Here is a 22,398-nt window from a genome sequence, read left to right as displayed (position 1 = left end):
TTTCCATTTGAATAAATTAAATTGCGCGAGCAAGCTTCACGCCTACGTGGATTTTTATCCTTGGTGTATGGTGACCATGTAGGCGCCTTGCTTGCTGGCGCACTAAAAGCGCAGCTTTTACGTATTTATAAAATTGCGTAAGCAAGCTTCACGCCTACGTAGGTTTTTACCCTCGGTGTATGGTGACCATGTAGGCGCCTTGCTTGCTGGCGCACTAAAAGCGCAGCTTTTACGTATTTATTAATTTGCGTGAGCAAGCTTCACGCCTACGAGGATTTTTACCCTCGGTGTATGTAACCATGTAGGCGTCTTGCTTGCTGGCGCATTTAAAGTACCGTTTTACGAATTTATTAAATTGCGATAACAAGCTTCACGCCTACGATCTACCTATCTCAACTTCAACATCATTACCTAAAACCTCTTTGTACTTTGCGGCTAACGCGTTTTTTGCATCATCATCGCCATGCACAATTTTTATCAGGCTTGGCTTTTTATGCATACCCGTTACAAACTTAATTAATCCGTTTTGATCGGCATGGGCGCTATAACCACTAATTGTATGCACTTTTGCGTTTATAGTAATACGAGCATCATTTATAAAAACATACCCATTACGTGGGCCATATTTTTGAATTTCGCGACCTAACGTTTTATTACCTTGGTAACCTACAAACAATATATCGGTGGTTTTATCATTTAAAAATCGCTTAAGATAATTAACTATTCGGCCACCAGTGCACATACCGCTTGCCGCTAATATTATGGCTGGTGTTTGCCGCGAACTTAAATAGTTAATAATAGCCAAATGCTCCTTGTGTGAATCAACCGTAGTTAGGTTTTTAAAATCGAGCGGGTGCCTACCATTTGCAACTTTGCGTTTGGCTTCGCTATCCCATAGGTGCTTAAACTTTTTGTATTGCTCAGTAAAATTGGCTGCCATAGGGGAGTCGAGTATTACGTGAATGTCTCGCCACTTAGACTTTTTAGATGAGCTATGTATGAGTTGCTCAAGCTCATATAGCAGCTCTTGTGTGCGGCCAATACTAAAAGCAGGTACTAAAACAACGCCATTGTCGGCTACGGCGCGTTCAATAATGCTTTTTAGCGTTTTTGTACGCTCTTTACGGCCTTGATGATTTTTATCACCGTAGGTTGATTCAATAATTAGAGTATCAGCTTTATAGGGCGGCTTAGGCGAAGGGAGTAGCGGGGTGTATGGCGCGCCTAAATCTCCCGAAAATACAACACGGTGTTTGTTGTTATCACTATTTGTAATATCAATTTCAACGTAGGCAGAACCTAATATATGCCCAGCACGCTGAAATCTCGCCTTAGCCTTATCGGGCTCTTTGCAAGGTAGTTCAAACCACGTTTTATAATCAACAGCAACTATGCGCTTATTTAATAAGCTTAAGCAGGCAGCTATAATTTTAGGGTCGCGGGTTACACCTACTTTTAAAGCGTCTTCTATTACTAAAGGTAATAAACTAGCCGATGCAATACTTGTAAAAATAGGGCCTTTAAAACCAGCTGCTAATAAGTAAGGAATTCGGCCAACATGGTCAATATGGCAATGGGTAACAATAAGCGCAGTAACATGGGTAATATTAAACTTAATTGAAAGGTCGGCTTTAGAGTCTTCGCCTTGAAATAATCCGCAATCAATAAGCACACTTGTTTGCTCATTAACTACCAGCTCGTGGCACGAACCAGTAACGCCGTTAACCGCTCCGTGGTGAAGTATTTGCATTGTGCTTCCTTGTCATCAATTTGTTACATTGAATTTTAAGGTAGAGGTAAAGCCATAATTATTCAAGGTTCTAACGCTTGAGCTAAATTAATAACCTCATCTTCAACATATCACCTGTAGGTGCGAATTTACTTCGCGCTCTTACTTGTATATTTATTAAAAAATATTAATTAAATTTCTTAATAAATTTTCGCGGCTAAACTTTTGTTTAGCCCAATCTAAACATGGCTTTATAGGTACTAAACTGGAGTTGAAGCCTTTACTCCCTTTAAACTCAATAACAATATTTATTAAAGTGAGTGGCTATTAACCACTAAAGCGTATTTACATAGGCACTCTATGTTGGCTATAATGTCGCCGCTGTTTAGTTTGGAATTGTATTTTTTGCAATTTAGTTATGTATTAAGGGCTACTATGGAATGTTGGTATTTAGTCGTATGCAAACCAAAGCAAGAAGAACGAGCCAAAACTAACTTGCAAAATCAAGGGATTGAAGCGTTTTACCCCAAATTAACTACCGAAAGGTTGGTTAAAGGTCGTCGGACCGTCAAACACACTGCTTTATTCCCTAATTATTTATTTGTATGCCTTGAATCAAAAAATGGTAATTTTTCTGCTGTAAAAAACACCCGTGGAATAGGCGGTTTTGTTTCTTATGGATCAAATTATCAGGTGGTTTCTAAGCACATAATTGACCAGCTAAAAAATGAACGTTCACACACTACTGAATCACAAATACCAAAAACAGGTGATGTAGTAAGTGTGAATAACGATTCATTCAGTAATATACAAGCAATATACAAAGAGCCCGATGGCGACTTGCGCAGTATTTTACTAATTAACTTACTTAATCAAAAAATTGAAGTAAGTGTAGATAATAAAGATATTAAGCAATAATAACTAAAAACGTAGCAGCGGCTTTATGCCGCGTAAAATAGCTTTATATCAGTACATAGGAACTGTAACCTAAGGGCGGAAGCGTGCCCAAAGCACTTAAACCTTCGTGGTTAAGTTCACTCGTAGACGCGCAGCTTGCTGGCGTAACGAGCAAAGATCGTAATAGAACTTATTCACAAAGAGGTTAAGAGGGCGCTGCGCTTTAGAGAAGTAAACAGCCATAAAGTACTTGTTTAAATGGCTTCTCATTTACTCCTCATTTGCTTCTCTTTGTGCAATAAGGCTTTAAGTGATTTATTCACAAAGAGGTCAAGAGGGCGCTGCGCTTTAGAGAAGTAAGCAGCCTAAAGTACTTGTTTAAATGGTTTCTCATTTACTCCTCATTCGCTTCTCTTTGTGCAATAAGGTTTTAAGTGATTTATTCACAAAGAGGTTAAGAGCACACTGAGCTTTAAAGAAGTAAGCAGCCTAAAGCACTTGTTTAAATGGCTTCTCATTTACTCCTCATTCGCTTCTCTTTGTGCAATACGGCTTTAAGTGATTTATTCACAAAGAGGTTAAGAGGGCGCTGCGCTTTAGAGAAGTAAACAGCCATAAAGTACTTGTTTAAATGGCTTCTCATTTACTCCTCATTCGCTTCTCTTTGTGCAATAAAGCTTTAAGTGGTTAATCTGAAGATGTCGAGGGCGCTGCGCTTTAGAGAAGTAAACAGCCTAAAGTACTTGTTTTAAATGGCTTCTCATTTACTCCTCATTCGCTTCTCTTTGTGTAATAAAGCTTTAAGTGGTTAATCTGAAGATGTCGAGGGCGCTGCGCTTTAGAGAAGTAAGCAGCCATAAAGCACTTGTCTAAATGGCTCCTGATTCACTTCTCTTTGTGCAATTGGTGATGAATGCGTTAAGTGTTTTGCTAAAAACGGCTATCAATTAAATTTATTCATAAAGACCTTATGAAAATACTGATATAATTTCAGTGCTAATTAAAAACTTAGTAACAAAGCTTTTACAAAGCAAAGACTATTGCTTCACAATAGTGCACATGCTTTAATTAGTCGGCTAAAATACAAGTGCTCACCAAGGTTGGTGAGTAAGTGCAATATTAAAATAATTTTGGGATTCTACAATGGCGTTAAGCTGTAAATCACTCGCATCAATACTCGCAATACTAAGCATGACCGGCTGTACAATAGTACCAGGCAGCCACTTTGAAGGTATAGACTCAGGCGAGCAAACACAAAACCTCGAACAAGATCTCGAAAAAGTAAACATTCAAATAATAGACTCGCTACTAATAAACAAACAAAATCAAGCGCGTATAGCAGCTAAGCCAATTTCAAGCACCGATGGTTTAAACGTAAGTAACTACGAATACAAACTAGGTGTTGGCGACGTACTAACAATAGGCGTATGGGACCACCCAGAGCTAACAATACCGGCAGCGGTACAACGTACCGCAGAGTTTGACGGTTTTAGAGTACAACGAGACGGCACCATTACTTACGCCTACGCACCAAATATACCCGCAGCAGGTAAAACAATAAGCCAAGTACGCAACGAGCTTGTAAAACGCCTAAGCCGAGTAATAGAAGACCCTCAAGTAGACGTAAAAGTAGTTGGCTTTAGAAGCCAAAAAACCTACGTTACCGGTGAAGTAAACAAGCCAGGTGTATACCCAGTAACCGAAATTCCACTTACCTTAATTGATGCCCTAAACCAAGCGGGCGGCTTAACTGATGCAGCCGATTGGCGCACAGTAACATTTACCCGTGGCAACAAAACAGAAGTTATTAAACTTGATGACTTTTATGCCCATGGCGACATTTCGCAAAACCGCTTGTTACAACATGGCGACATAGTGCATGTAAATCGTAACGATGCACAAAAAATATTTGTATTAGGTGATGTTAAAAAAGCAGGCTCAGTAACGCTTAACCGTTATGGTTTAAACTTAGCCGAAGCGCTAAGCGACTCGGGCGGCTTAAACGAAGCAACAGCCGACGCTAATGGCGTATTTGTACTGCGTAAAAGTGACCTAGAGCAAACCGGTGTTATTGCAAACGTATACCAATTACACGCTAAAAATATAGCTGCAATGGTACTAGCTGAGCAGTTTGAACTACAACCGCGCGATATTGTATATGTAACATCGGCACCACTTGCCCGTTGGAACCGTGTAATAAGTTTATTATTACCGTCGGTAGCATCGGTTGACAGCCTAGACGATATTTCATCAAACTAAGGGTTTTTAAAAATGTTTGATTCAGTTTTAGTGGTGTGTGCAGGCAATATTTGCCGCAGCCCAACAGGTGAGTATGTTTTAAAGCAAAAGCTTGAAGGCAAAAATATTAAAGTATCGTCTGCTGGGTTAACAGCACTTGAAGGCAAACCAGCAGATGCAAAGGCAAAACAAATAGCGCTCGCACATGGCGTTAATATGGACGCCCACCAAGGCCAGCAGCTTACATCAAGCTTAGTTGCGCAAAACAGCGTAATACTTGTAATGGAAGAGCGCCATTTAAACGACGTACATGCTCGCTACCCAGAGGCGCGCGGTAAAACGTTTTTACTCGGCAAGTGGATTAATAATGCTGAAATACCAGATCCGTATCGCCAAAGCCAAGAGGCTTTTGAACACGTTTACACATTAATCGACAGCGCGTGTAGCGCTTGGCAAAAGTATTTATAAGGAATGGCTAATTTAATGAATACCCAGCCGAATAACAGCGCTAGCAGCGCCACTAATAATAAAAGCACTAATAATACACAACCAACTCAAGAAATTGATTTAATGGCGCTATTAGGCGCATTGCTCGATCGCAAATACTTTATAGTAGCTGTAACTGCACTGTTTATGTTTGTAGGTGTTGTTTATGCAGTATTAAGTACCCCTGTTTATCAAGCAACAGCCATGATACAAGTTGAAGACGGCGGCGCATCAGTTCCTGGTTTTGACGATATGGCAGGCATGTTCGAAAGTACATCGGCCGCAGTAACCGAAATAGAGCTACTAAAGTCGCGTAGTATAATAGGTGAGGCAGTAGACACTTTAAAGCTTGATATAATAGCAGAGCCTAAACTATTCCCATTTATAGGTAGCCGAGCTTACCGTACTTTTACTCCAATGGAAGATGGCGACTTAGCCGAGCCAAGTTTTGGTGCTAGTAGCTACGCATGGGGCGGTGAGAGAATAAATGTATTTAGGTTTGACGTACCACGCTTTGCAATTAATAAAGAGTTCACAGTTGTAGCACAAGCCAACAACAGTCTTGCACTTTTTAATGAAGATGGTGAGCAAATATTATCGGGTAAAGTAGGCGAGGAACTTACAAGTGGCAAGTTTAACTTAACCATTCGTACTTTAAATGCACGACCTGGTACAGAGTTTACAATTACCCGTAAAGATCGCCTTAATACTATTTTAGACCTTCAAGCAGAAATTGGCGCAAGTGAAAAAGGCAAAGACTCAGGCATAATTAACTTAAGCTTACAAAGTATTAAACCAAGCTACGCTGAAAAAGTGCTTGATAAGGTAGCAGCTATTTATGTACGCCGCAATGTTGAGCGTAACAGCGCTGAAGCACAAAAGTCACTTGAGTTTTTAGAAGTACAATTACCTGAAATTAAAAAACAACTTGAATACGCAGAGCAACGCTTTAACGACTACCAAATAAAACGCCAGTCAATAAACATAACGCTAGAAACACAAGGTGTGCTTGAGCAAGTTGTAAAGCTTGAAACCAAGTTACAAGAGCTAAACCTAAAACGCTTAGATATTGGCCGAAAGTTTAAAAAAGATCACCCTTCATACCAAGGTATACTTGAGCAAATTGAAGCGGTTGAAAGCCAAAAACAAGAGCTTGTAGGTGAGGTAGGTAACCTGCCAGAAACTCAACAAGAGCTACTACGCTTAAAACGCGATGTTGAGGTAAGTAACCAAATTTACACTCTCCTTTTAAGTAAAACACAAGAGCTTGATATAGTTCGCGCAGGCACAGTAGGTAACGTACGTATTATTGACTACGCTGAGGTAAACACCAGCAAGCCAGTTAAACCTAAAAAAGCATTAATAGTGGTAATGGCAACATTGCTAGGTGGCATGTTGGCATTGGTTATTGTACTTATACAAAAGGCAATGCATAAAGGCGTTGAAGACCCTGCAGAAATTGAAGCGCTAGGCTTACCTGTATACGCAAGTGTACCGCACTCAGATTATCAAGATAAACTAAGTGGCTTTGCCGAGCGAGCCCGTAAAAACAAAACAAATAAGCCTAAAAGTATACTAGCGCTCGATAACCCAGCTGACCTAGCAATAGAGGCCCTACGTAGTTTACGTACAAGCCTTCACTTTGCGATGATGGAAGCTAAAAACAACATTATTGCTATATCGGGCCCAAGCCCAAGTGTAGGTAAGTCGTTTATATCAGTTAACTTAGCATCAGTACTTGCGCAAAGCGGTAAAAAAGTACTTATTATTGATGCCGATATGCGTAAAGGCTACTTACAAACGCAGTTTGGGTTAAAGTGGGACGATGGCTTAAGTGATTACCTATCAGGCCGCTTAAACCTAGAGCAAGTTACTAAACCAACCAAGGTTGAAGGCTTAAGTGTTATTACGCGCGGACAAATACCACCAAATCCATCTGAGTTATTAATGCATAGCAACTTTAGTAAATTAGTTGAAGAAATAAGTGCAGCTTACGACATTATAATTATCGATACCCCTCCAATACTTGCAGTAACCGACCCTGCAATTGTAAGTGCACATACGGGCACTACTTTACTTGTAACACGCTTTGGGCAAAACCATGTCCGTGAAATAGAGTTAACCCGTAACCGCTTTGAACAAAATGGTATAGACGTAAAAGGCGTGGTATTTAACGGTGTTGTTAAAAAAGCGAGTAATGCGTACGGCTATTACGGATACTACAACTACGAGTACAAAAGCGATAAATAGCCTTTAGTTTAAATTGGGGCCTATTGGCCGCTTTTGTATAAAATTACAAAACAAGGTACTACATGAGAGAGTTTAAAATGACTGTCTGAGTATAGGGGAAAGTGTCTAAATGTATAGTTCCAAGTTTGAGATGCTTTGTTGCTGTTTTTCTTGAGAGTATTCAGTTGATTGTATGTATTACGCGAGTTTATATAATATATCTGAAAAATATATTTTTGATAACAGGTGTTCAATATTGTAATTTTTTAGGAATAATAGCTTCAAATGTATTTGAAAAATTTATCTTGGTTTGCTGCCGAAAAAGTGATTAAAATCTTATCAGTGTTTTTAACAAGTATATTGATAAGTAGAAGCTTAACAGTGGAAGACTTTGGGCAGTATAGCTTTTTAACTTCAATAATTATGATTATGCTACCAGTTGTAATGTTGGGTTTTGATGAGTTTTGTTATCAAAAATTTATTACAGGAAAAAGTGAGAAATTTAAAAGTAAACTTATAAGTAATTGTATAAGCGCTCGGTTATGTCTATCGTTCGTAATATTAATAGCTATGTTTTTATTTTATTTATTTATTGATATTGAGAACATATATCTTTTACTTGTTTTAGCTCTACAGTTACCTTTTTCTTCATTTATGATTTTTCAGTTGGATAATAATGCAAGTCTAAATTCAAAGGTAAATGCTAAAATTAATATTATCTCAAGTGTGGTTTTTGTCACAGCAAGGTTGGGCTTACTATATTATAATGCTTCTATTATCGACTTTATTTTTATATATGTTGCGGAAACCGCTTTTATAGCTACGCTACTATTATTTACAAAGAGAGGAGTTAAGCTGAAAGCTAGTTTAGATATAAAATTTATTTTTATGGTATTAAAAAGAACATTTCCTCTACTAATTTCTTCTCTTGCTATAATCTTATATTATAAAATAGATCAGATAATGCTTGGTTTTATGGTTGGGTATGAATCAGTTGGAATATATGCAATACAAGCTCAAATAGTTATGGCGGTGAATCTAATTCTGCAAATTCTAATTAATGGAACCTATCCGGCCTGGTTTAGGGGAGGGAAAATTAATTCGGAATTAATAGTTGCAATATATAAACTGTCACTTTTGTTGAGCATTGTTTTACTCTTTTTTTCATATTTTTTATCTGAAACTGTAATCACCTTCCTTTGGGGGAATCATTATATAGAATCTTCTAGTCTACTTTCTATTACATTACTAGGAACTTTATTTTCAGGGTTCGGTTATATATCGTCTAAAAAATTAATTTCCTTAAAACTTGAAAGTTATAGAATGAGAAGAGTCGTTATTGGTATGATTATAAACATAATTTTGAACTTAATACTTATCCCTTTGTACGGTGTCTACGGTGCTGCAATTTCAACTGTTTTTTCGCAAATATACTCTGGTTTTCTGGGTAATTATTTAAGTAAAAAAACTAGGAGTGTATTTTTTGAACAGTGTAAGTCTTTAAATATATTGAAGCTTGATGAAGTATTTAAACTAATAAAAAGGTTAAGTCATGGTTAAACTAATAAAAATAATTAACGAGCTTATTTCATTGCTACATGTTCAATTTTATTTAACTCTCTTATGTTGTGGTTTTAAATATAAAACAGTAACAATAATGCTTTCTAAATGGGGGGGATACTATGGGGTAAAACTTCGCAGTCAGTTTTATCGAAAAACCCTAGAAGAGTGTGGTGATAATTTAAAGGTATTTCATGGCGCATATATATGTTACTCAACCGTATCGATAGGTAACAATTGCACTATAGAAGAGGATTGTGTGATAAGTAATTGCAGCATTGGAGATGATGTTATTATTGCGGCTAAGGTTTCAATAATGAGTGGTAAAAACCATCATGATGTTGATATATTAGATAAAACATTTTACGAAACTCAATCTAAAATACTTGATAGAGTATATCTGAAAAATAATATATGGATTGGAACTAACGCGATAGTGATGGCTAATATTGCATCCGGTTCAGTTGTGGGGGCGGGTAGCGTCGTCAATAAAAATATAGTTGATGAAAATGCTATTATAGCTGGCGTGCCTGCGAAATTAATCCGATTTAGAGGTAAATAAATGTTTTCAATTATAATACCTAGTTATAATTCATCTGGTTATATAAAAAACGCGTTAGACTCAATCGCTGGACAAACTGTTGGGGTTAGTAAGGTTGAAGTTATTATAGTTGATGATAACTCTAAAGATATAGACAACCTAGAAAAAATTGTGAGCCTTTATAAGTTAAGTTACGATATAAAACTTATTAGGAATATTAAGAAAGTAAATGCGGCTGTAAGCAGGAATTTAGGAATTAAAAAAGCAAGGTATGATATTATTTGCTTATTAGATGCGGATGACTATTGGGATGAAACTAAACTTCAAACCGGACTTGACTTGCTTGAAAAACAATATAATAAGCATACTGTTATCTACACTAGACTGAGAAGAGGAACTCATTATCAAATTCAGAGTGGTCTCGCCGAAGTTATTCCTAGGCATGAAAAAGGAAATAGCAGAGCCTTGTCTGATTACTGGTTTATTGATAAAGGTATTACCCAAACTTCATCCCTTATATATCGAAAAAGCGCTTTTAAGGACATTTTATTTAATGAAAAATTAAATCGACATCAGGACTATGACTTTTGTTTGAAATTAGAAAGTCATGGTGCTGAATTTAAATTAGACGACAAGAGTTTTACAAATTGGGTTATATTAGATGAAAATATAGATGCTGTAAAAAAAGGGGCTAATCTGGAGTTTTGTAAAAGGTGGCTATGTGACTATTCAGCTTATTTAACCGAAGAAAGTAAGAATTATTATATAGCACGGAATATGCTACTTATTTCTCTAAAAAACAAAGAATTTTTATCTTGGTTAAAATTTTTAATGGCTCAAAATTTCAAACATATTCCTAAAATATTATACTTATCAACAAGCCTAATATTACAAAAAGTTTTCTTAATGATCTTTAAAAAATGAAAATTTCTACTTTAAAGATAGAAGAAGAGTATAGTCTTTTTTACCTCGTCTGGTTTGTTGGAATATATCCATTTTTAGTATTATTAAACTCATTTGATTATGCGGCTATAAATGGTCTTTTCCTCGTTAATGCTGCCCTAAGTATAGTTGCTGTTTTATTTAGGGTGATTAATTTCAAATCACTAGAACTATCATTTGTATCAATCTCTGTTACAAGTGCGCTTTTTATTTGTTGTGTTGCTCTATTATTTGCAGGTCATAACATTTCTGGTGAATTGGAGAACGGTACTTATAAGTCAGTATTGAACTATTTTGCACCTATGTTAATCAGTTCAATTGGATGCTTGTCGTTAGGTTATTCACTGAGTATAAAAAGATTATTTAAAACCAAATTGTATATATGCTTCTTTCTACCTGCTATTTTTATTTTATTTCATATTAAAGGGTTTAGATTAGATTATTCACTTCTTAAAGATCAATCATTGATAGGTATATACCTACTTGTGGGAGATGCGATGTGTCTAAGCGCATTATTTTTGTGTTTTAAAAGAGGTTTGAGTAATAAAAGTATAATGTGTTTTATTTTCTTTGCGGTAATCTTATACTTAAATAATTCTAGAGCTTCTTTTTTTGTCTTTGTATCCGCTTTTTTATTCACTATTTTCATACTTTCCTTCTTTCGTAGGCCATTGTATTTAATTATTGGTCTATTTATTTTTATTGCCTTTCTACTCTCTTTTAGTAACTCTTTACTTGAACTATTATCATTGAATAATCGAATGGCAGCTATATTTAGTAGCCAAGTAGATTATTCTATGAATTCAAGAGGGTTGTTGTTTGACTACGGCTTATCCGATATAAAGCAATATTGGTTTTTTGGTAACTTAGGCGGGCAAATAGAGTCTTCCGGAAGGTTAGGTGGTTATATTCATAATTTACTGGCATATTGGCGACAATTTGGGTTGACACCATTTCTATTAATAGCTACATCAATTTTTTATTTATCTTTTAAATTTATAGTTTATTTATCAACATCAACTGAAAATATTTTTAAAGGTGAATTTTTATTTATTTTTTCTCTTTTCTTACTCGCGGTCAGTTTAATGATATTCGCTCGATCAATCCCATATTACTTACTATTTGTTTCAATAGGCATCTCAGATAAGTTCTTAAATGTTAGAAGTTCTGTAGGTGCATCTAAAGAGGTTTTGGATAATGAAGTTTGAAATAAAAGAAATAGATTGGAATGATTCTGCAGTAGTTAATAATATTTCTACTTTGCTAAATACATCATTTAACACATATAAAAATCCTATGTTTGACCCGCAATTTTTGTTGTGGAAGCATAGAGATAACCCTTTTGGTACTTCAATCTCACTTCTTGCCTATGATGAAGATGGAAATATTTTAGGCTTACGTACTTTTTTAAAATGGCAGTTTATTAACAACGAAAAGAGTCTTTGTGCATACCAGCCCGTTGATACAGCAACAACTCCAGCAGCAAGAGGTAAGGGGGTTTTTTCTGAATTAACACGTGTGGCATTAAATATTGCTGGTGATTCAATTATATACAATACCCCAAATGCAAATAGTTTACCCGGTTATCTGAAAATGGGTTGGAATCATACTGGAGATATTAAGTTTGGGGTAATACCTAGAGTAGTTCCTTGTTATAAACGCTGTAATAATATTTTTGATTTTGATGAAAAATCAATCGAGTTATTGGTTGGAATGAAGAAAGAGCACCTTAGTGATAATAAACTAACCACTCGTAAATCATATGATTTTCTTAAGTGGCGTTTTCTAGATATACCACATATAAACTATAGAATATTTTGGTTGAGCGATGAGTGTTACTGTGTTTACCATATAAAAGTTAGAAATACTTTTAGAGAACTTACTGTTTGTGAGCTTTCTATGAGTAAAAAAGAAAGCATAGGTTATTTTTCTTTTCATAGCCAGATACAAGCATTATTAAACTATGAAAAGTGTAGTTATGCTGTTATAGGCTTCAAAGATATAGCAACTGATTTACAAAAAAAGTTTTTCAGACTTCCTCTGAAACATATGAAGTTCCTTACAAAGTCTTCATATGACTTTAATTTAACATTAACCGAAGTGGAAATATTCTGATGAGTGGTAAATTTATAATTTCATTAGACTTTGAAAAGTCATGGGGGTTCAATGATATAATTAAAGATGAGTCCGATTTTGAAAAATTTGTACAAATAGATAATATTGTTAATTCAATTTTAGAATTGTTCGACATGTATTCAATTTCAGCAACTTGGGCTGTTGTTACAGGAATGATTAAAGATAATGAAAAAAAATACAACTTAGAAAGTGTTATCAAGCACCGAGAGCCTGAGTTTCAGACATCTAATTTCATTTCACTGTTAAAAAATGAAAATATTAATGAAAAAACCTACACAACTGCTATTGAAAAATTATTGAATAATAACCAGGAAGTTGCTAGTCATAGTCATACTCATATTTATCTTAATGATGTAGAAATTGATGAATCAATAATATTGGAAGACTTGAAACTTTCCAATAATAAGATAAAAGATATTACTAGAAACTCTAAACAGTCAATAGTTTTTCCTCGTAACCAAATTACTCATGAGATTATAAATAAATTACCTAACCTCGGGTTTTCCCAATATCGTGGTACTAATTCAACTATTAGTGATGCAGTATCTGAAGAGGTGAACATATTTACTAAAATAATACGAGTACTCGACTCGTACGTACCTTTAATGGGCCCTTCATTTTCAATCGCTAAGCTTGATTCAGTTGGTATGGTAAATATTCCTGCCTCTAGATATTTAAGAATAAAATCAAGCCACAGTTTAAATTTAATCCATTTAAGCAGAGTTAAAGCTGAGATGACTCAATCTGCCAAAAAAATGAAGAATTATCATTTATGGTGGCATCCTCACAACTTTACTACGAATAAACAAAGCTCACTATATATGCTAAACGAAATATTAAAGCATTACGAAGTGTTAAAGTCTCTATATGGGTATGAAAATGCAACCATGGCAGAAGTTGGGCGTGAGTTAAATGAGAGTTAAAATTTATTTTGTCACTGATAATAAAAGTTATCTGCCGGAGATCATAGCTTATACTGATTACTTAAACAGTTTATGTATCGCTTATCAAGTTGTAAACAGTGATTTTAACTTCTCAGAACTTAAAGAGCCCTATATTAAATGGGTGATCATGGGTATTAATAGGGGAAAAGATAAAAACTGTTACTTGATTCATGAGTATCTATCTTTATCTACGGGTAGATTTGCGTTTTTAAAAAATTGGATAAAGATTTTATTATCAACAAAACCTGATTATCAAATTTTTCTCAATCGATATATCAAAAATGTATTTTATAGAAAAAAAACAGATTATTCATTACGCGATATGGGAATATCCACTTCTTTTTACCCTTACAAGGTTAAGAAGGAGTTTGATTTTGTTTATTGCGGCTCTATGGGGCGAAACAGAAATATAAGAAAAATGTTTGAGCTTTTTGAACGTGGAATTTTAAAGGATTTTACTTTACTAGTTATAGGTGATGTTCCCGAAGAAATAAAGATTAATTTTGTTGGCGAAAATATTAATTATCTAGGGCGAGTTGATTATAAAGATGTACCAAAAGCTTTATGTAGAGCTAAGTGTGCAATTAATTATATTCCTGATATTTACCCTTTTAATTTACAAACGTCCACTAAATTAATCGAATATTTAGCATGCCATATCCCTGTTATTTCGACTAAATATAGTTGGGTTGAAGAGTTTTCAGAAAAAAATAATTACCCTATAAAATATATTGATTCCTTCCTTAGCAGTAAGGAGTTTGAAAGTTTCATTAATGAGAATCATGCTTTTCCAGATATGTCTAAGTATCTGTGGGTAAATATAATTGAGCAATCACAAGTTATTACCTCTGTGTTAAACGGTTTTAAAGAGAAATTCAAATGAAATTGAAAGTCATATTTGTTTCAAATACTTCATGGTACTTATATAATTTTTATAATGAATTAATTACCTTTTTTATTAATGAAGGTATCGAAGTTATCATTCTCTCCCCTGATGAGGAGTATTTTGAAAAGTTGAGTTCTTTAGGAGTAAGTTGTCATTCAATACCTTTATCTCGACGTAGTTTAAATCCAATTTCAGATCTTATTCTTGTAAAAAAACTACTTATTATTTATAAAGAAATCAATCCTGCGATTGTTTTTAATTTTACAATTAAACCTAATATCTGGTCTGGCTTTGTATGTAAAAAATTGAAAATTCCGTATGTAAATACAATATCTGGGTTGGGTAGTTCATTTATAGCAGGCGGTTTACTTAAAAAAATTACAGTTTATCTATATCGACTAGGTGGCTCTCATGCTTTGCATAATTTAGTTATGAACGAAGATGATTATGAAAAAATGAGCTGTATATTTTCAGACTTACCTACAAAAGTAAAAAAAATACCTGGTACCGGTGTTGATTTAAGCTCATTCACTTATAAATCAGTACAAAGTAGACAGAACAATTCATTTCTATATATAGGGCGAATTCTTACTGACAAAGGTATTAATGAGCTGTTAAATGTTTTTTCTAGATTTGAAGATGAAGGCATTTCGTTAAATATAATAGGTGACTTTGATAGTGGTAATCCAACATCGATTGATAAAAGGCTATTTTTAGAAAAGGTCAAAAATATCGATAATATCAATTATCTCGGTTATAAAAGTGACGTCAAAAAGTATATAGTTGATGCTAGCTTTGTTATTCTTCCTTCTTATAGAGAAGGATTACCCCGTGTATTAATGGAATCCCTTGCAATGTCGACTCCTATAGTCGCTTCTAACGTTCCTGGTTGTGTTGATTTAGTCACAAATCAAACTGGTTTTTTATTTGAGCCTAAATGTGAATTAAGCTTACTCCATGCTATTAGAAAAGCATCAGAATTAAGTTCTCATGAATATGCAGAATTATGTAGAAGCTCAAGAAAATTTGCAGAAGATAATTTAGATTCAAAGAATGTCATTAATCACTATATTTCGTATTGCAAATAATTCAAACTCAGTCGCTGCTCCTCCGCTTACTAATAATTTTTTATCAATTAGGTAAGTATGGTGCTTAAGGGGTTCTGTGTAGAGTTTTTATTTAATCGCCTTATAGCCATACTAATTGATATAAAAAATTGAATACGTGGAAACCTATTGGATCGAATTCCAAATATTTCTTGTGATGAAAACTTACCAATAGCTAAGTTTCGTTGACACGTTCATGCTTTAAAGGAAACAAGGATATTAGAATTCAATGAAGCAGCTCATAACTGGTATTATTAAGAGATGCCTTCTGCAGCTATCGCTGCTTACTTTTTTATATAGTCAAAAGCTATATCTGCCAAGTCATTGAGCAGTAAAAATAAATTATACTTAAATATTATAACCGTAATTCAGTCTCGATAATTATTTTTTGGTAATTGTCAAGGAACCATGTGAAAAGAGGGATAAGAAATATTATGCTTTTCATCCTGCATAAATCGTTATGTACCTTCAAACAAAATACATAACGATTAAATTACACACATAAATTCGATTAGTTACACTACTTTGGGATGAACCATGTTTATAGACCTAATACTTACTTTTTTTATTGCGTTCGCAGTATTATTCTTAATGCGAAAAGTAGCGCGTAAAATTGGTTTAGTTGATAAACCTTCTGGGCGTAAAGTGCATACAGGTAATATACCTCTAGTTGGAGGAGTCGCTATATGTATTACTATTGTGCAATATATTTATTCGCACCCTGATATGATTAACCACGCGAACTTATATATGTGTTGTATTGTTGGCTTGACCATTGTTGGTGCTCTGGACGACAAATATGACTTAAGTGTAAAAATACGGATGCTTATCCAAGCGATTATATCTATAGCAATGATTTACTTTGCTCAAGCAGAGTTGGTTACACTTGGAGATATATTAGGGTTCGGTGACATTAGCTTGGGCTTTGGTTACGTTGGTGGCTTTATTACTATATTAGCTGTTATTGGCTGTATTAATGCCTTTAATATGGTTGATGGCATAGATGGCCTTTTAGGTGGGTTGTCGGTAGTTACATTTGGTGCAATTGGTATTTTACTGAATATTGCTAATGAGCAAAGCTTAAGTTATTTATGCTTATTATTGGTTGTATGTATGATCCCTTACATTGTTATGAACCTTGGCCTTATAGGCCGTGAGCGCAAAGTGTTTATGGGCGATGCAGGTAGTATGATGATTGGCTTTACTGTCATTTGGCTATTAATTGGCGCGAGCCAAACTCCAGGGAACCCTATGATACGCCCAGTAACTGCATTGTGGCTAATTGCATTACCATTAATGGATATGGCTGCAATTATGATACGCCGTGTTAAACAAGGTAAATCTCCGTTTAAGCCCGACCGTGAACATTTACACCATATTTGCCAACGTTTAGGTTGCTCGCCTACACAAACACTTATTTTAATATGCTCAATAGCATCTGTATTCGCAGGTGTAGGCATAATTGGTGAGGTTTTTGTAATACCAGAGTTTTTAATGTTTTATAGTTTTATAGTTTTATTTGCAGCTTACCTACTTGTACTAATTAACTACTGTAAAATTATAAACTTTTTTAGACGTAAATTAGACCTACCAGAAAAACAATATTCTGTGAGTAAGTAACACTATTTTGGCGCGAAGTAAATTCGGACTGGGTGAATATATTGTAGGCGAGGTTGTACACCTCGCTTTTTATAATGTTAAATTACATAACCGCGCAGTAAATTAGAGAATATTGATTGGTGTATATTTCAATATTTTCATCTCTTTCTCATTTTTATTATTCTGCAAAAACCTTTAGTAATATCATTCGATGTTACATTTTAGCTAGAGCCTTTTAGCTAGAGCCTAATTTATAACTCTGGTAGAATCATTTTATTACTTATTAACTAATCTTAAAGGATTAATATGAAAATTGCCGTAGTAGGTACAGGCTATGTGGGCCTTTCTAACGCTATGTTGCTAGCACAACACAATGAAGTGGTTGCATTAGATATAGACGAACACAAAATAGCACTTTTAAATAATAAAAAGTCTCCAATTGTTGATACCGAAATTAGTGAGTTTTTAACACGTAGTGATTTAAATTTCACAGCAACTACCGATAAAGTAGCAGCCTATAAAAATGCTGATTTTGTAATTATTGCTACACCCACTGATTACGATGTAGAAAATAATTACTTTAATACAAACTCTGTAGAGGCTGTAATTAAAGATGCCATAGCACATAACCCAAGCGCTGTTATGGTTATTAAATCGACTATACCCGTTGGCTTTACGCAAAGTATTAAAGAAAAGCTTGGTATTAATAACTTAATATTTTCGCCAGAGTTTTTACGTGAAGGTAAAGCGCTATACGATAACCTATACCCATCACGTATTGTAGTTGGCGAACAAAGTGAGCGTGCAACTGTGTTTGCAAACTTACTTAAGCAAGGTGCTATAAAAGAAGATATTGAAATTCTTTTTACTGACTCAACTGAAGCCGAAGCTATTAAGTTGTTCTCAAATACTTACTTAGCAATGCGCGTTGCTTATTTTAATGAGCTTGATAGCTACGCTGAAGCACATGGCTTAAATAGTAAGCAAATTATACAGGGCGTTAGTTTAGACCCTCGCATAGGTAGCCATTACAATAACCCGTCGTTTGGGTATGGCGGCTACTGCTTACCAAAAGACACTAAGCAACTGCGTGCAAATTATGCAAACGTACCTAATAACATTATTGGTGCAATTGTTGATGCTAATACTACACGTAAAGATTTTATTGCAGACTCAATAATTAAACGCAGCCCTAAAGTGGTTGGCGTGTATCGTTTAGTAATGAAAACTGGGTCTGATAACTTTAGAGCCTCTGCCATCCAAGGCATTATGAAGCGTATTAAAGCTAAAGGTATTGAGGTAGTAGTTTACGAACCTGTGCTTGAAGAAAATGAGTTTTATCACTCACGTGTAATTAAAGACTTAAATGAGTTTAAGCAAATATCTGACGTTGTTGTGTCTAACCGTATGGTTGAAGAGTTGAGTGATATTGCTGACAAAGTTTATACTCGCGATTTATTTGGTAGCGATTAATAANTTATACTCGCGATTTATTTGGTAGCGATTAATAAACAAAGGTTAAAGACTTATAGTTGAAATTAGTGTTTTTTGTGCGTGAGCAAGCTTCACGCCTACGACTCAGCCGTATAATTGCGATGTTATTGTTGTAGGCGCCTTGCTTGCTGGCGCGTTTAGGCTTTTTTCGTGCGTGCGCAAACTTCACACCTACGACTCAGCCGTATAATTGCGATGTTATTGTTGTAGACGCCTTGCTTGCTGGCGCGTTTAGGCTTTTTTCGTGCGTGCGCAAACTTTACGCCTACGACTCAGCCGTATAATTACGATGTTATTGTTGTAGGCGCCTTGCTTGCTGGCGCGTTAGCAAATAAGCATAGCTTTAAAAGTTAAAGGCATTGAGGTAAAAGTACGGGCTTGGATAGAAGAGTCTAGGCAGTTATCAAAAATGATATCTGCTTTAATGAAAACTATTGAAACTTGGGATTAGGCTTTTAGTCTTCAACTTTCAACTTTCAACTTTCAACTTTCAACTTTCAACTTTCAACTTTCAACTTTCAACTTTCAACTTTCAACTTTATCAGCTTAAAGATTAGGAAATTATGAAATATTTAGTAACGGGTGCAGCTGGTTTTATTGGTGCGGCAACATGCCAAAAATTGTTAGCGGCTGGCCATGTTGTAGTTGGTATTGATAACCTTAACGACTATTACGATGTAAATTTAAAACTAGCTCGTTTAGCGCAGTTTGAAAGCCATGAAGCGTTTACATTTATTAAGCTTGATATAAGTGAACGCCCAGCAATGAGTGAGTTATTTAAAACACAGCTGTTTGATAAAGTAATACATTTGGCAGCGCAAGCCGGTGTTAGGTATTCAATAGAAAACCCTGATGCTTATGCAGACTCTAATTTAGTGGGGCACTTAAACGTGCTTGAAGGGTGTCGTAATAATAAAGTTAAACACTTGGTTTATGCTTCATCTAGTTCTGTATATGGCTTAAACGAAAAAACACCGTTTGAAACAACCGACAGTGTTGATCACCCAGTGTCGTTTTATGCTGCTACTAAAAAAGCGAATGAGCTAATGGCTCACAGCTATTCTCATTTATATAGCTTACCTACAACAGGTTTACGCTTTTTTACCGTTTATGGCCCATGGGGTCGCCCAGATATGGCGCCGTATATTTTTACAAAAAAAATACTTGCCGGCGACACTATTGATATAAACAACAGCGGCGATATGTGGCGTGACTTTACTTACATTGATGACATAGTAGAGGGCGTTGTTCGTGCTGCTGATGTTATACCCGTTGCAAACCCTGACTGGAGAGTTGAAACTGGTTCGCCAGCTTCTAGCTCTGCTCCTTATGCGGTTTATAATATTGGTCACGGAAGCCCAATAAACCTAATGAAGTTTATTGAAGCCATTGAAGCTGAATTAGGTACTGAAGCTAAAAAGAACTTCCGTGAAATGCAAGCCGGCGATGTTTATAAAACTTATGCTGATACTACAGACTTATTTAATGCAACAGGCTATAAAGCGCAGGTTGCTGTTAAGCAAGGTGTTAGTGAGCTTATTAAGTGGTATAAAGACTTTTATAAATAAAAGTTACAACTTGTAAGTCATTTTAAAACACTGTTTTAAATTTAAGACAGTGTTTTTTTATTGGCTTTTAATAAAGTTAAGTTAGATGAGCGCGAAGTAAATTCGCACCTACAGGGTGGCATATATTGTAGGTGAGGTTTTATACCTCGCTTTTGGTAAAGTTAAATTACATTAGCGCGAAATAAATTCGCACCTACAGGGTATTAAAAATTAGCAAATACACCTAACCTAGCAAATGTTTCCCCGTACACATCCTTTCCTTGATACAGCTCAGCTCCCCAACTTTTGGCTCCCATTATTGGTTTACTCAACTTACGTGTGTACGCTGTTTGCAGCTCGTAACTTGTTTTATACCCTTCGTTTTTATTTTCAAGCATGCGAATGGTGGTATTTAAGCTTTCTATTTTACTTAATTGCCAATGCCAGTTTACGCTCATCGATTTAGCAGGGGTGTAGTCTGTGTAGTCGTGTTCATCACCCGCCCAGTGGCCAATTACATTCCCTGAATTACGATTGCCATCTAGGTATATACCATTGGCGTACCAAAGCTTTTGCCAATTACTGTGTTCAAACCGTAAGCTGTGGTTGTTAGCAATAAACGGTAAGTAAAGGCCAAAGCTATATGCATTATTGCGAGAGCCACCTAATGTATCTTCAAGTGCAACTTCACCATAAAACTCGAACGGTAGCGCATAAATACTATTGTTATAGGCAAAAGTAATTGAGCCAAGTTGATCCCCAAGCTCAAAGTTTTCTCCAAGCTCATCAGCATCTTCTCTTCCTACGTTATCTTTACTGCCAGGGCTAAAAAAGCCTTCTGTAAAATCTTTAATTGTAACGCTTCGCGGACCGCCACCAAACTGCATTAAGCGGCTTAAGCCTATTGTTAAATTATCGGTTGCTGCAAAACTAGTATGTAAGCCAAATAAATATGGCTTACCTGGTTCATAAACTCTTGCCACACCTGTTTGCTTGCCCTCTTTTAAAATTCCGCTTTGCTCTGTCATTTTACTAATAAACATATCGTAACGAATATTAAGGCTGGTTATTGGCTCTACATTACTAAGCGTTATAGAAGGCGTTGTTTTAGCGTGTGTGCTTAATAGCATGGCACTGTCGTTAAATGGTGAGTACCAATGCTCACGATAACCTACATCTAGTTGCGCATATTTATTACCAAGGTAAAAAAAGCTTTGTGTAGGTAATATTTCATCTTCGTTGGCAATGCCTGCAACACTTACACCAAAGTAACGCCCGAAGTTAGCGTAAGCACCACCTTCAACAATTAAGTTGGTTTTAGTAGTTTGGCCGCGTTGGTTAGGCAGTGTTTTATCTTTTGTGCCAGCTGCAAGCGTTACTTTTGCAAATGTACCCGCATCGCTTTGAATATAAGGGCTAAGTTGGTACGAAAGTGTTTGATATAGTTCTGGGTAAGTATGCCTTACTGTTTGCAGTACTCTATAAATATCGTGCGCTTTATAAGGCTTGCTCATAATATGTGTGTTTTTACTTACGGCTAAAAGTCGTTGTACTTGGTGCTCAAGTTCTGGGGCTTGATTTAAAGGTAAATAAGGTGATACGCCACCTTTAGCAACAGCATTTGCACTGACTGCCATCCCGATAAACAGTGATATTTTTTTGAGCATAATTATTCCGTTAGCAAAAATTTGTTTAAGTAAAAACGTTAACGCGAGGTTAGCAATAAACGCCTAAGTAAGGAAGAAAAAAGCGATATATTAGTGGGGATATATAGGAGTAAGCTATCATTCGCAGGTGATAGACTATCCGTTAAATTCGAGCGCGTTTTTGCATGTAGTGTTTTGCTATAAAGCAGGCGGGAACGCATTTAATAAGTTATACCTACAAAAAATAGATTTATAAGTTATTTATTCACAAAGAGGTCAAGAGGGCGCTACGCTTTAGTGAAGGCAAAAGTAGGTAAGCTATTAGTAATAAATATTAAAAACTGCGCTTTTCGCGTGAGCAAGCTTCACGCCTACCGGTAAAATTTGACGCCGTGGTTAAATTTACTTGTAGGCGAGC

General features: G+C 35.6%; 17 protein-coding genes. 15 read left to right on the top strand and 2 right to left on the bottom strand.

Annotated elements, in window-relative coordinates:
* Positions 1–376: 376 nt before the first annotated feature.
* Entirely contained in the window at positions 377–1,750 is a 1,374-nt protein-coding gene (locus I6F43_RS19330) for an MBL fold metallo-hydrolase RNA specificity domain-containing protein (protein WP_197103650.1), read from the bottom strand.
* A gap of 414 nt (positions 1,751–2,164) precedes the next feature.
* Here I6F43_RS19330 and rfaH point away from each other — a divergent pair, with 414 nt between their 5' ends.
* The 15 genes from rfaH to I6F43_RS19255 all read left to right on the top strand — a co-directional run bounded on the left by rfaH (position 2,165) and on the right by I6F43_RS19255 (position 20,355).
* Positions 2,165–2,647 (top strand): transcription/translation regulatory transformer protein RfaH, encoded by a 483-nt coding sequence (gene rfaH, locus I6F43_RS19325; protein ID WP_197103649.1) that lies wholly within the window; start codon positions 2,165–2,167, stop codon positions 2,645–2,647.
* A gap of 1,122 nt (positions 2,648–3,769) precedes the next feature.
* Positions 3,770–4,885: a polysaccharide export protein gene (locus tag I6F43_RS19320; protein WP_165721186.1), complete on the top strand. Its 1,116-nt coding sequence runs from the start codon at positions 3,770–3,772 to the stop codon at positions 4,883–4,885.
* A 12-nt stretch (positions 4,886–4,897) separates the two neighbouring features.
* Positions 4,898–5,332 (top strand): low molecular weight protein-tyrosine-phosphatase, encoded by a 435-nt coding sequence (locus I6F43_RS19315; protein ID WP_007582278.1) that lies wholly within the window; start codon positions 4,898–4,900, stop codon positions 5,330–5,332.
* Positions 5,333–5,347: 15 nt separating this feature from the next.
* Entirely contained in the window at positions 5,348–7,600 is a 2,253-nt protein-coding gene (locus tag I6F43_RS19310; RefSeq protein WP_197103648.1) for a polysaccharide biosynthesis tyrosine autokinase, read from the top strand.
* A 264-nt stretch (positions 7,601–7,864) separates the two neighbouring features.
* Positions 7,865–9,139 (top strand): oligosaccharide flippase family protein, encoded by a 1,275-nt coding sequence (locus tag I6F43_RS19305; RefSeq protein WP_197103647.1) that lies wholly within the window; start codon positions 7,865–7,867, stop codon positions 9,137–9,139.
* The gene (locus tag I6F43_RS19300) at positions 9,132–9,701 is read left to right on the top strand and encodes an acyltransferase (RefSeq protein WP_197103645.1); all 570 of its coding nucleotides are present in this window, start codon (positions 9,132–9,134) and stop codon (positions 9,699–9,701) included. Before I6F43_RS19305 ends, I6F43_RS19300 begins: the two co-directional genes overlap by 8 nt.
* Positions 9,702–10,604 (top strand): glycosyltransferase family 2 protein, encoded by a 903-nt coding sequence (locus tag I6F43_RS19295; protein WP_197103643.1) that lies wholly within the window; start codon positions 9,702–9,704, stop codon positions 10,602–10,604.
* On the top strand, positions 10,601–11,830 hold the full coding sequence (locus I6F43_RS19290) for an O-antigen ligase family protein (protein WP_197103641.1): 1,230 nt from the start codon (positions 10,601–10,603) through the stop codon (positions 11,828–11,830). The genes I6F43_RS19295 and I6F43_RS19290 overlap by 4 nt, the downstream gene beginning before the upstream one ends.
* Positions 11,820–12,737, top strand: coding sequence for a GNAT family N-acetyltransferase (locus I6F43_RS19285; protein WP_197103639.1), 918 nt, complete (start codon positions 11,820–11,822; stop codon positions 12,735–12,737). The genes I6F43_RS19290 and I6F43_RS19285 overlap by 11 nt, the downstream gene beginning before the upstream one ends.
* Positions 12,737–13,681 carry a polysaccharide deacetylase family protein gene (locus I6F43_RS19280; RefSeq protein WP_197103637.1) on the top strand — a complete coding sequence of 315 codons (945 nt, stop codon included), beginning with the start codon at positions 12,737–12,739 and terminating at the stop codon, positions 13,679–13,681. Before I6F43_RS19285 ends, I6F43_RS19280 begins: the two co-directional genes overlap by 1 nt.
* The gene (locus tag I6F43_RS19275; RefSeq protein WP_197103635.1) at positions 13,671–14,585 is read left to right on the top strand and encodes a glycosyltransferase family 4 protein; all 915 of its coding nucleotides are present in this window, start codon (positions 13,671–13,673) and stop codon (positions 14,583–14,585) included. Before I6F43_RS19280 ends, I6F43_RS19275 begins: the two co-directional genes overlap by 11 nt.
* Entirely contained in the window at positions 14,582–15,676 is a 1,095-nt protein-coding gene (locus I6F43_RS19270; protein ID WP_197103633.1) for a glycosyltransferase family 4 protein, read from the top strand. Before I6F43_RS19275 ends, I6F43_RS19270 begins: the two co-directional genes overlap by 4 nt.
* Positions 15,677–16,231: 555 nt before the next feature.
* Positions 16,232–17,314: a UDP-N-acetylglucosamine--undecaprenyl-phosphate N-acetylglucosaminephosphotransferase gene (wecA, locus tag I6F43_RS19265; RefSeq protein WP_197103631.1), complete on the top strand. Its 1,083-nt coding sequence runs from the start codon at positions 16,232–16,234 to the stop codon at positions 17,312–17,314.
* A gap of 285 nt (positions 17,315–17,599) precedes the next feature.
* Positions 17,600–18,766 (top strand): nucleotide sugar dehydrogenase, encoded by a 1,167-nt coding sequence (locus I6F43_RS19260; RefSeq protein ID WP_197103629.1) that lies wholly within the window; start codon positions 17,600–17,602, stop codon positions 18,764–18,766.
* A gap of 584 nt (positions 18,767–19,350) precedes the next feature.
* Entirely contained in the window at positions 19,351–20,355 is a 1,005-nt protein-coding gene (locus I6F43_RS19255; protein WP_197103627.1) for an NAD-dependent epimerase, read from the top strand.
* Between the two features lie 203 nt (positions 20,356–20,558).
* On the opposite strand, the gene I6F43_RS19250 is transcribed toward I6F43_RS19255, so the two are convergent.
* Positions 20,559–22,001 (bottom strand): capsule assembly Wzi family protein, encoded by a 1,443-nt coding sequence (locus I6F43_RS19250; RefSeq protein ID WP_197103625.1) that lies wholly within the window; start codon positions 21,999–22,001, stop codon positions 20,559–20,561.
* Positions 22,002–22,398 lie beyond the last annotated feature (397 nt).

It is taken from the genome of Pseudoalteromonas sp. NZS71_1, from assembly GCF_015864305.1.
Classification (GTDB): Bacteria; Pseudomonadota; Gammaproteobacteria; order Enterobacterales; family Alteromonadaceae; genus Pseudoalteromonas; species Pseudoalteromonas arctica.
This window is presented reverse-complemented; position numbering and strand designations above follow the sequence as displayed.

Coding starts and splice junctions, on each gene's coding strand:
- rfaH (WP_197103649.1), top strand. CDS start 2,165: ATGGAATGTTGGTATTTAGTCGTATGCAAACCAAAGCAAGAAGAACGA.
- I6F43_RS19285 (WP_197103639.1), top strand. CDS start 11,820: ATGAAGTTTGAAATAAAAGAAATAGATTGGAATGATTCTGCAGTAGTT.
- I6F43_RS19320 (WP_165721186.1), top strand. CDS start 3,770: ATGGCGTTAAGCTGTAAATCACTCGCATCAATACTCGCAATACTAAGC.
- I6F43_RS19310 (WP_197103648.1), top strand. CDS start 5,348: ATGAATACCCAGCCGAATAACAGCGCTAGCAGCGCCACTAATAATAAA.
- I6F43_RS19305 (WP_197103647.1), top strand. CDS start 7,865: ATGTATTTGAAAAATTTATCTTGGTTTGCTGCCGAAAAAGTGATTAAA.
- I6F43_RS19260 (WP_197103629.1), top strand. CDS start 17,600: ATGAAAATTGCCGTAGTAGGTACAGGCTATGTGGGCCTTTCTAACGCT.
- I6F43_RS19280 (WP_197103637.1), top strand. CDS start 12,737: ATGAGTGGTAAATTTATAATTTCATTAGACTTTGAAAAGTCATGGGGG.
- I6F43_RS19300 (WP_197103645.1), top strand. CDS start 9,132: ATGGTTAAACTAATAAAAATAATTAACGAGCTTATTTCATTGCTACAT.
- I6F43_RS19315 (WP_007582278.1), top strand. CDS start 4,898: ATGTTTGATTCAGTTTTAGTGGTGTGTGCAGGCAATATTTGCCGCAGC.
- wecA (WP_197103631.1), top strand. CDS start 16,232: ATGTTTATAGACCTAATACTTACTTTTTTTATTGCGTTCGCAGTATTA.
- I6F43_RS19290 (WP_197103641.1), top strand. CDS start 10,601: ATGAAAATTTCTACTTTAAAGATAGAAGAAGAGTATAGTCTTTTTTAC.
- I6F43_RS19250 (WP_197103625.1), bottom strand. CDS start 22,001: ATGCTCAAAAAAATATCACTGTTTATCGGGATGGCAGTCAGTGCAAAT.
- I6F43_RS19330 (WP_197103650.1), bottom strand. CDS start 1,750: ATGCAAATACTTCACCACGGAGCGGTTAACGGCGTTACTGGTTCGTGC.
- I6F43_RS19255 (WP_197103627.1), top strand. CDS start 19,351: ATGAAATATTTAGTAACGGGTGCAGCTGGTTTTATTGGTGCGGCAACA.
- I6F43_RS19270 (WP_197103633.1), top strand. CDS start 14,582: ATGAAATTGAAAGTCATATTTGTTTCAAATACTTCATGGTACTTATAT.
- I6F43_RS19295 (WP_197103643.1), top strand. CDS start 9,702: ATGTTTTCAATTATAATACCTAGTTATAATTCATCTGGTTATATAAAA.
- I6F43_RS19275 (WP_197103635.1), top strand. CDS start 13,671: ATGAGAGTTAAAATTTATTTTGTCACTGATAATAAAAGTTATCTGCCG.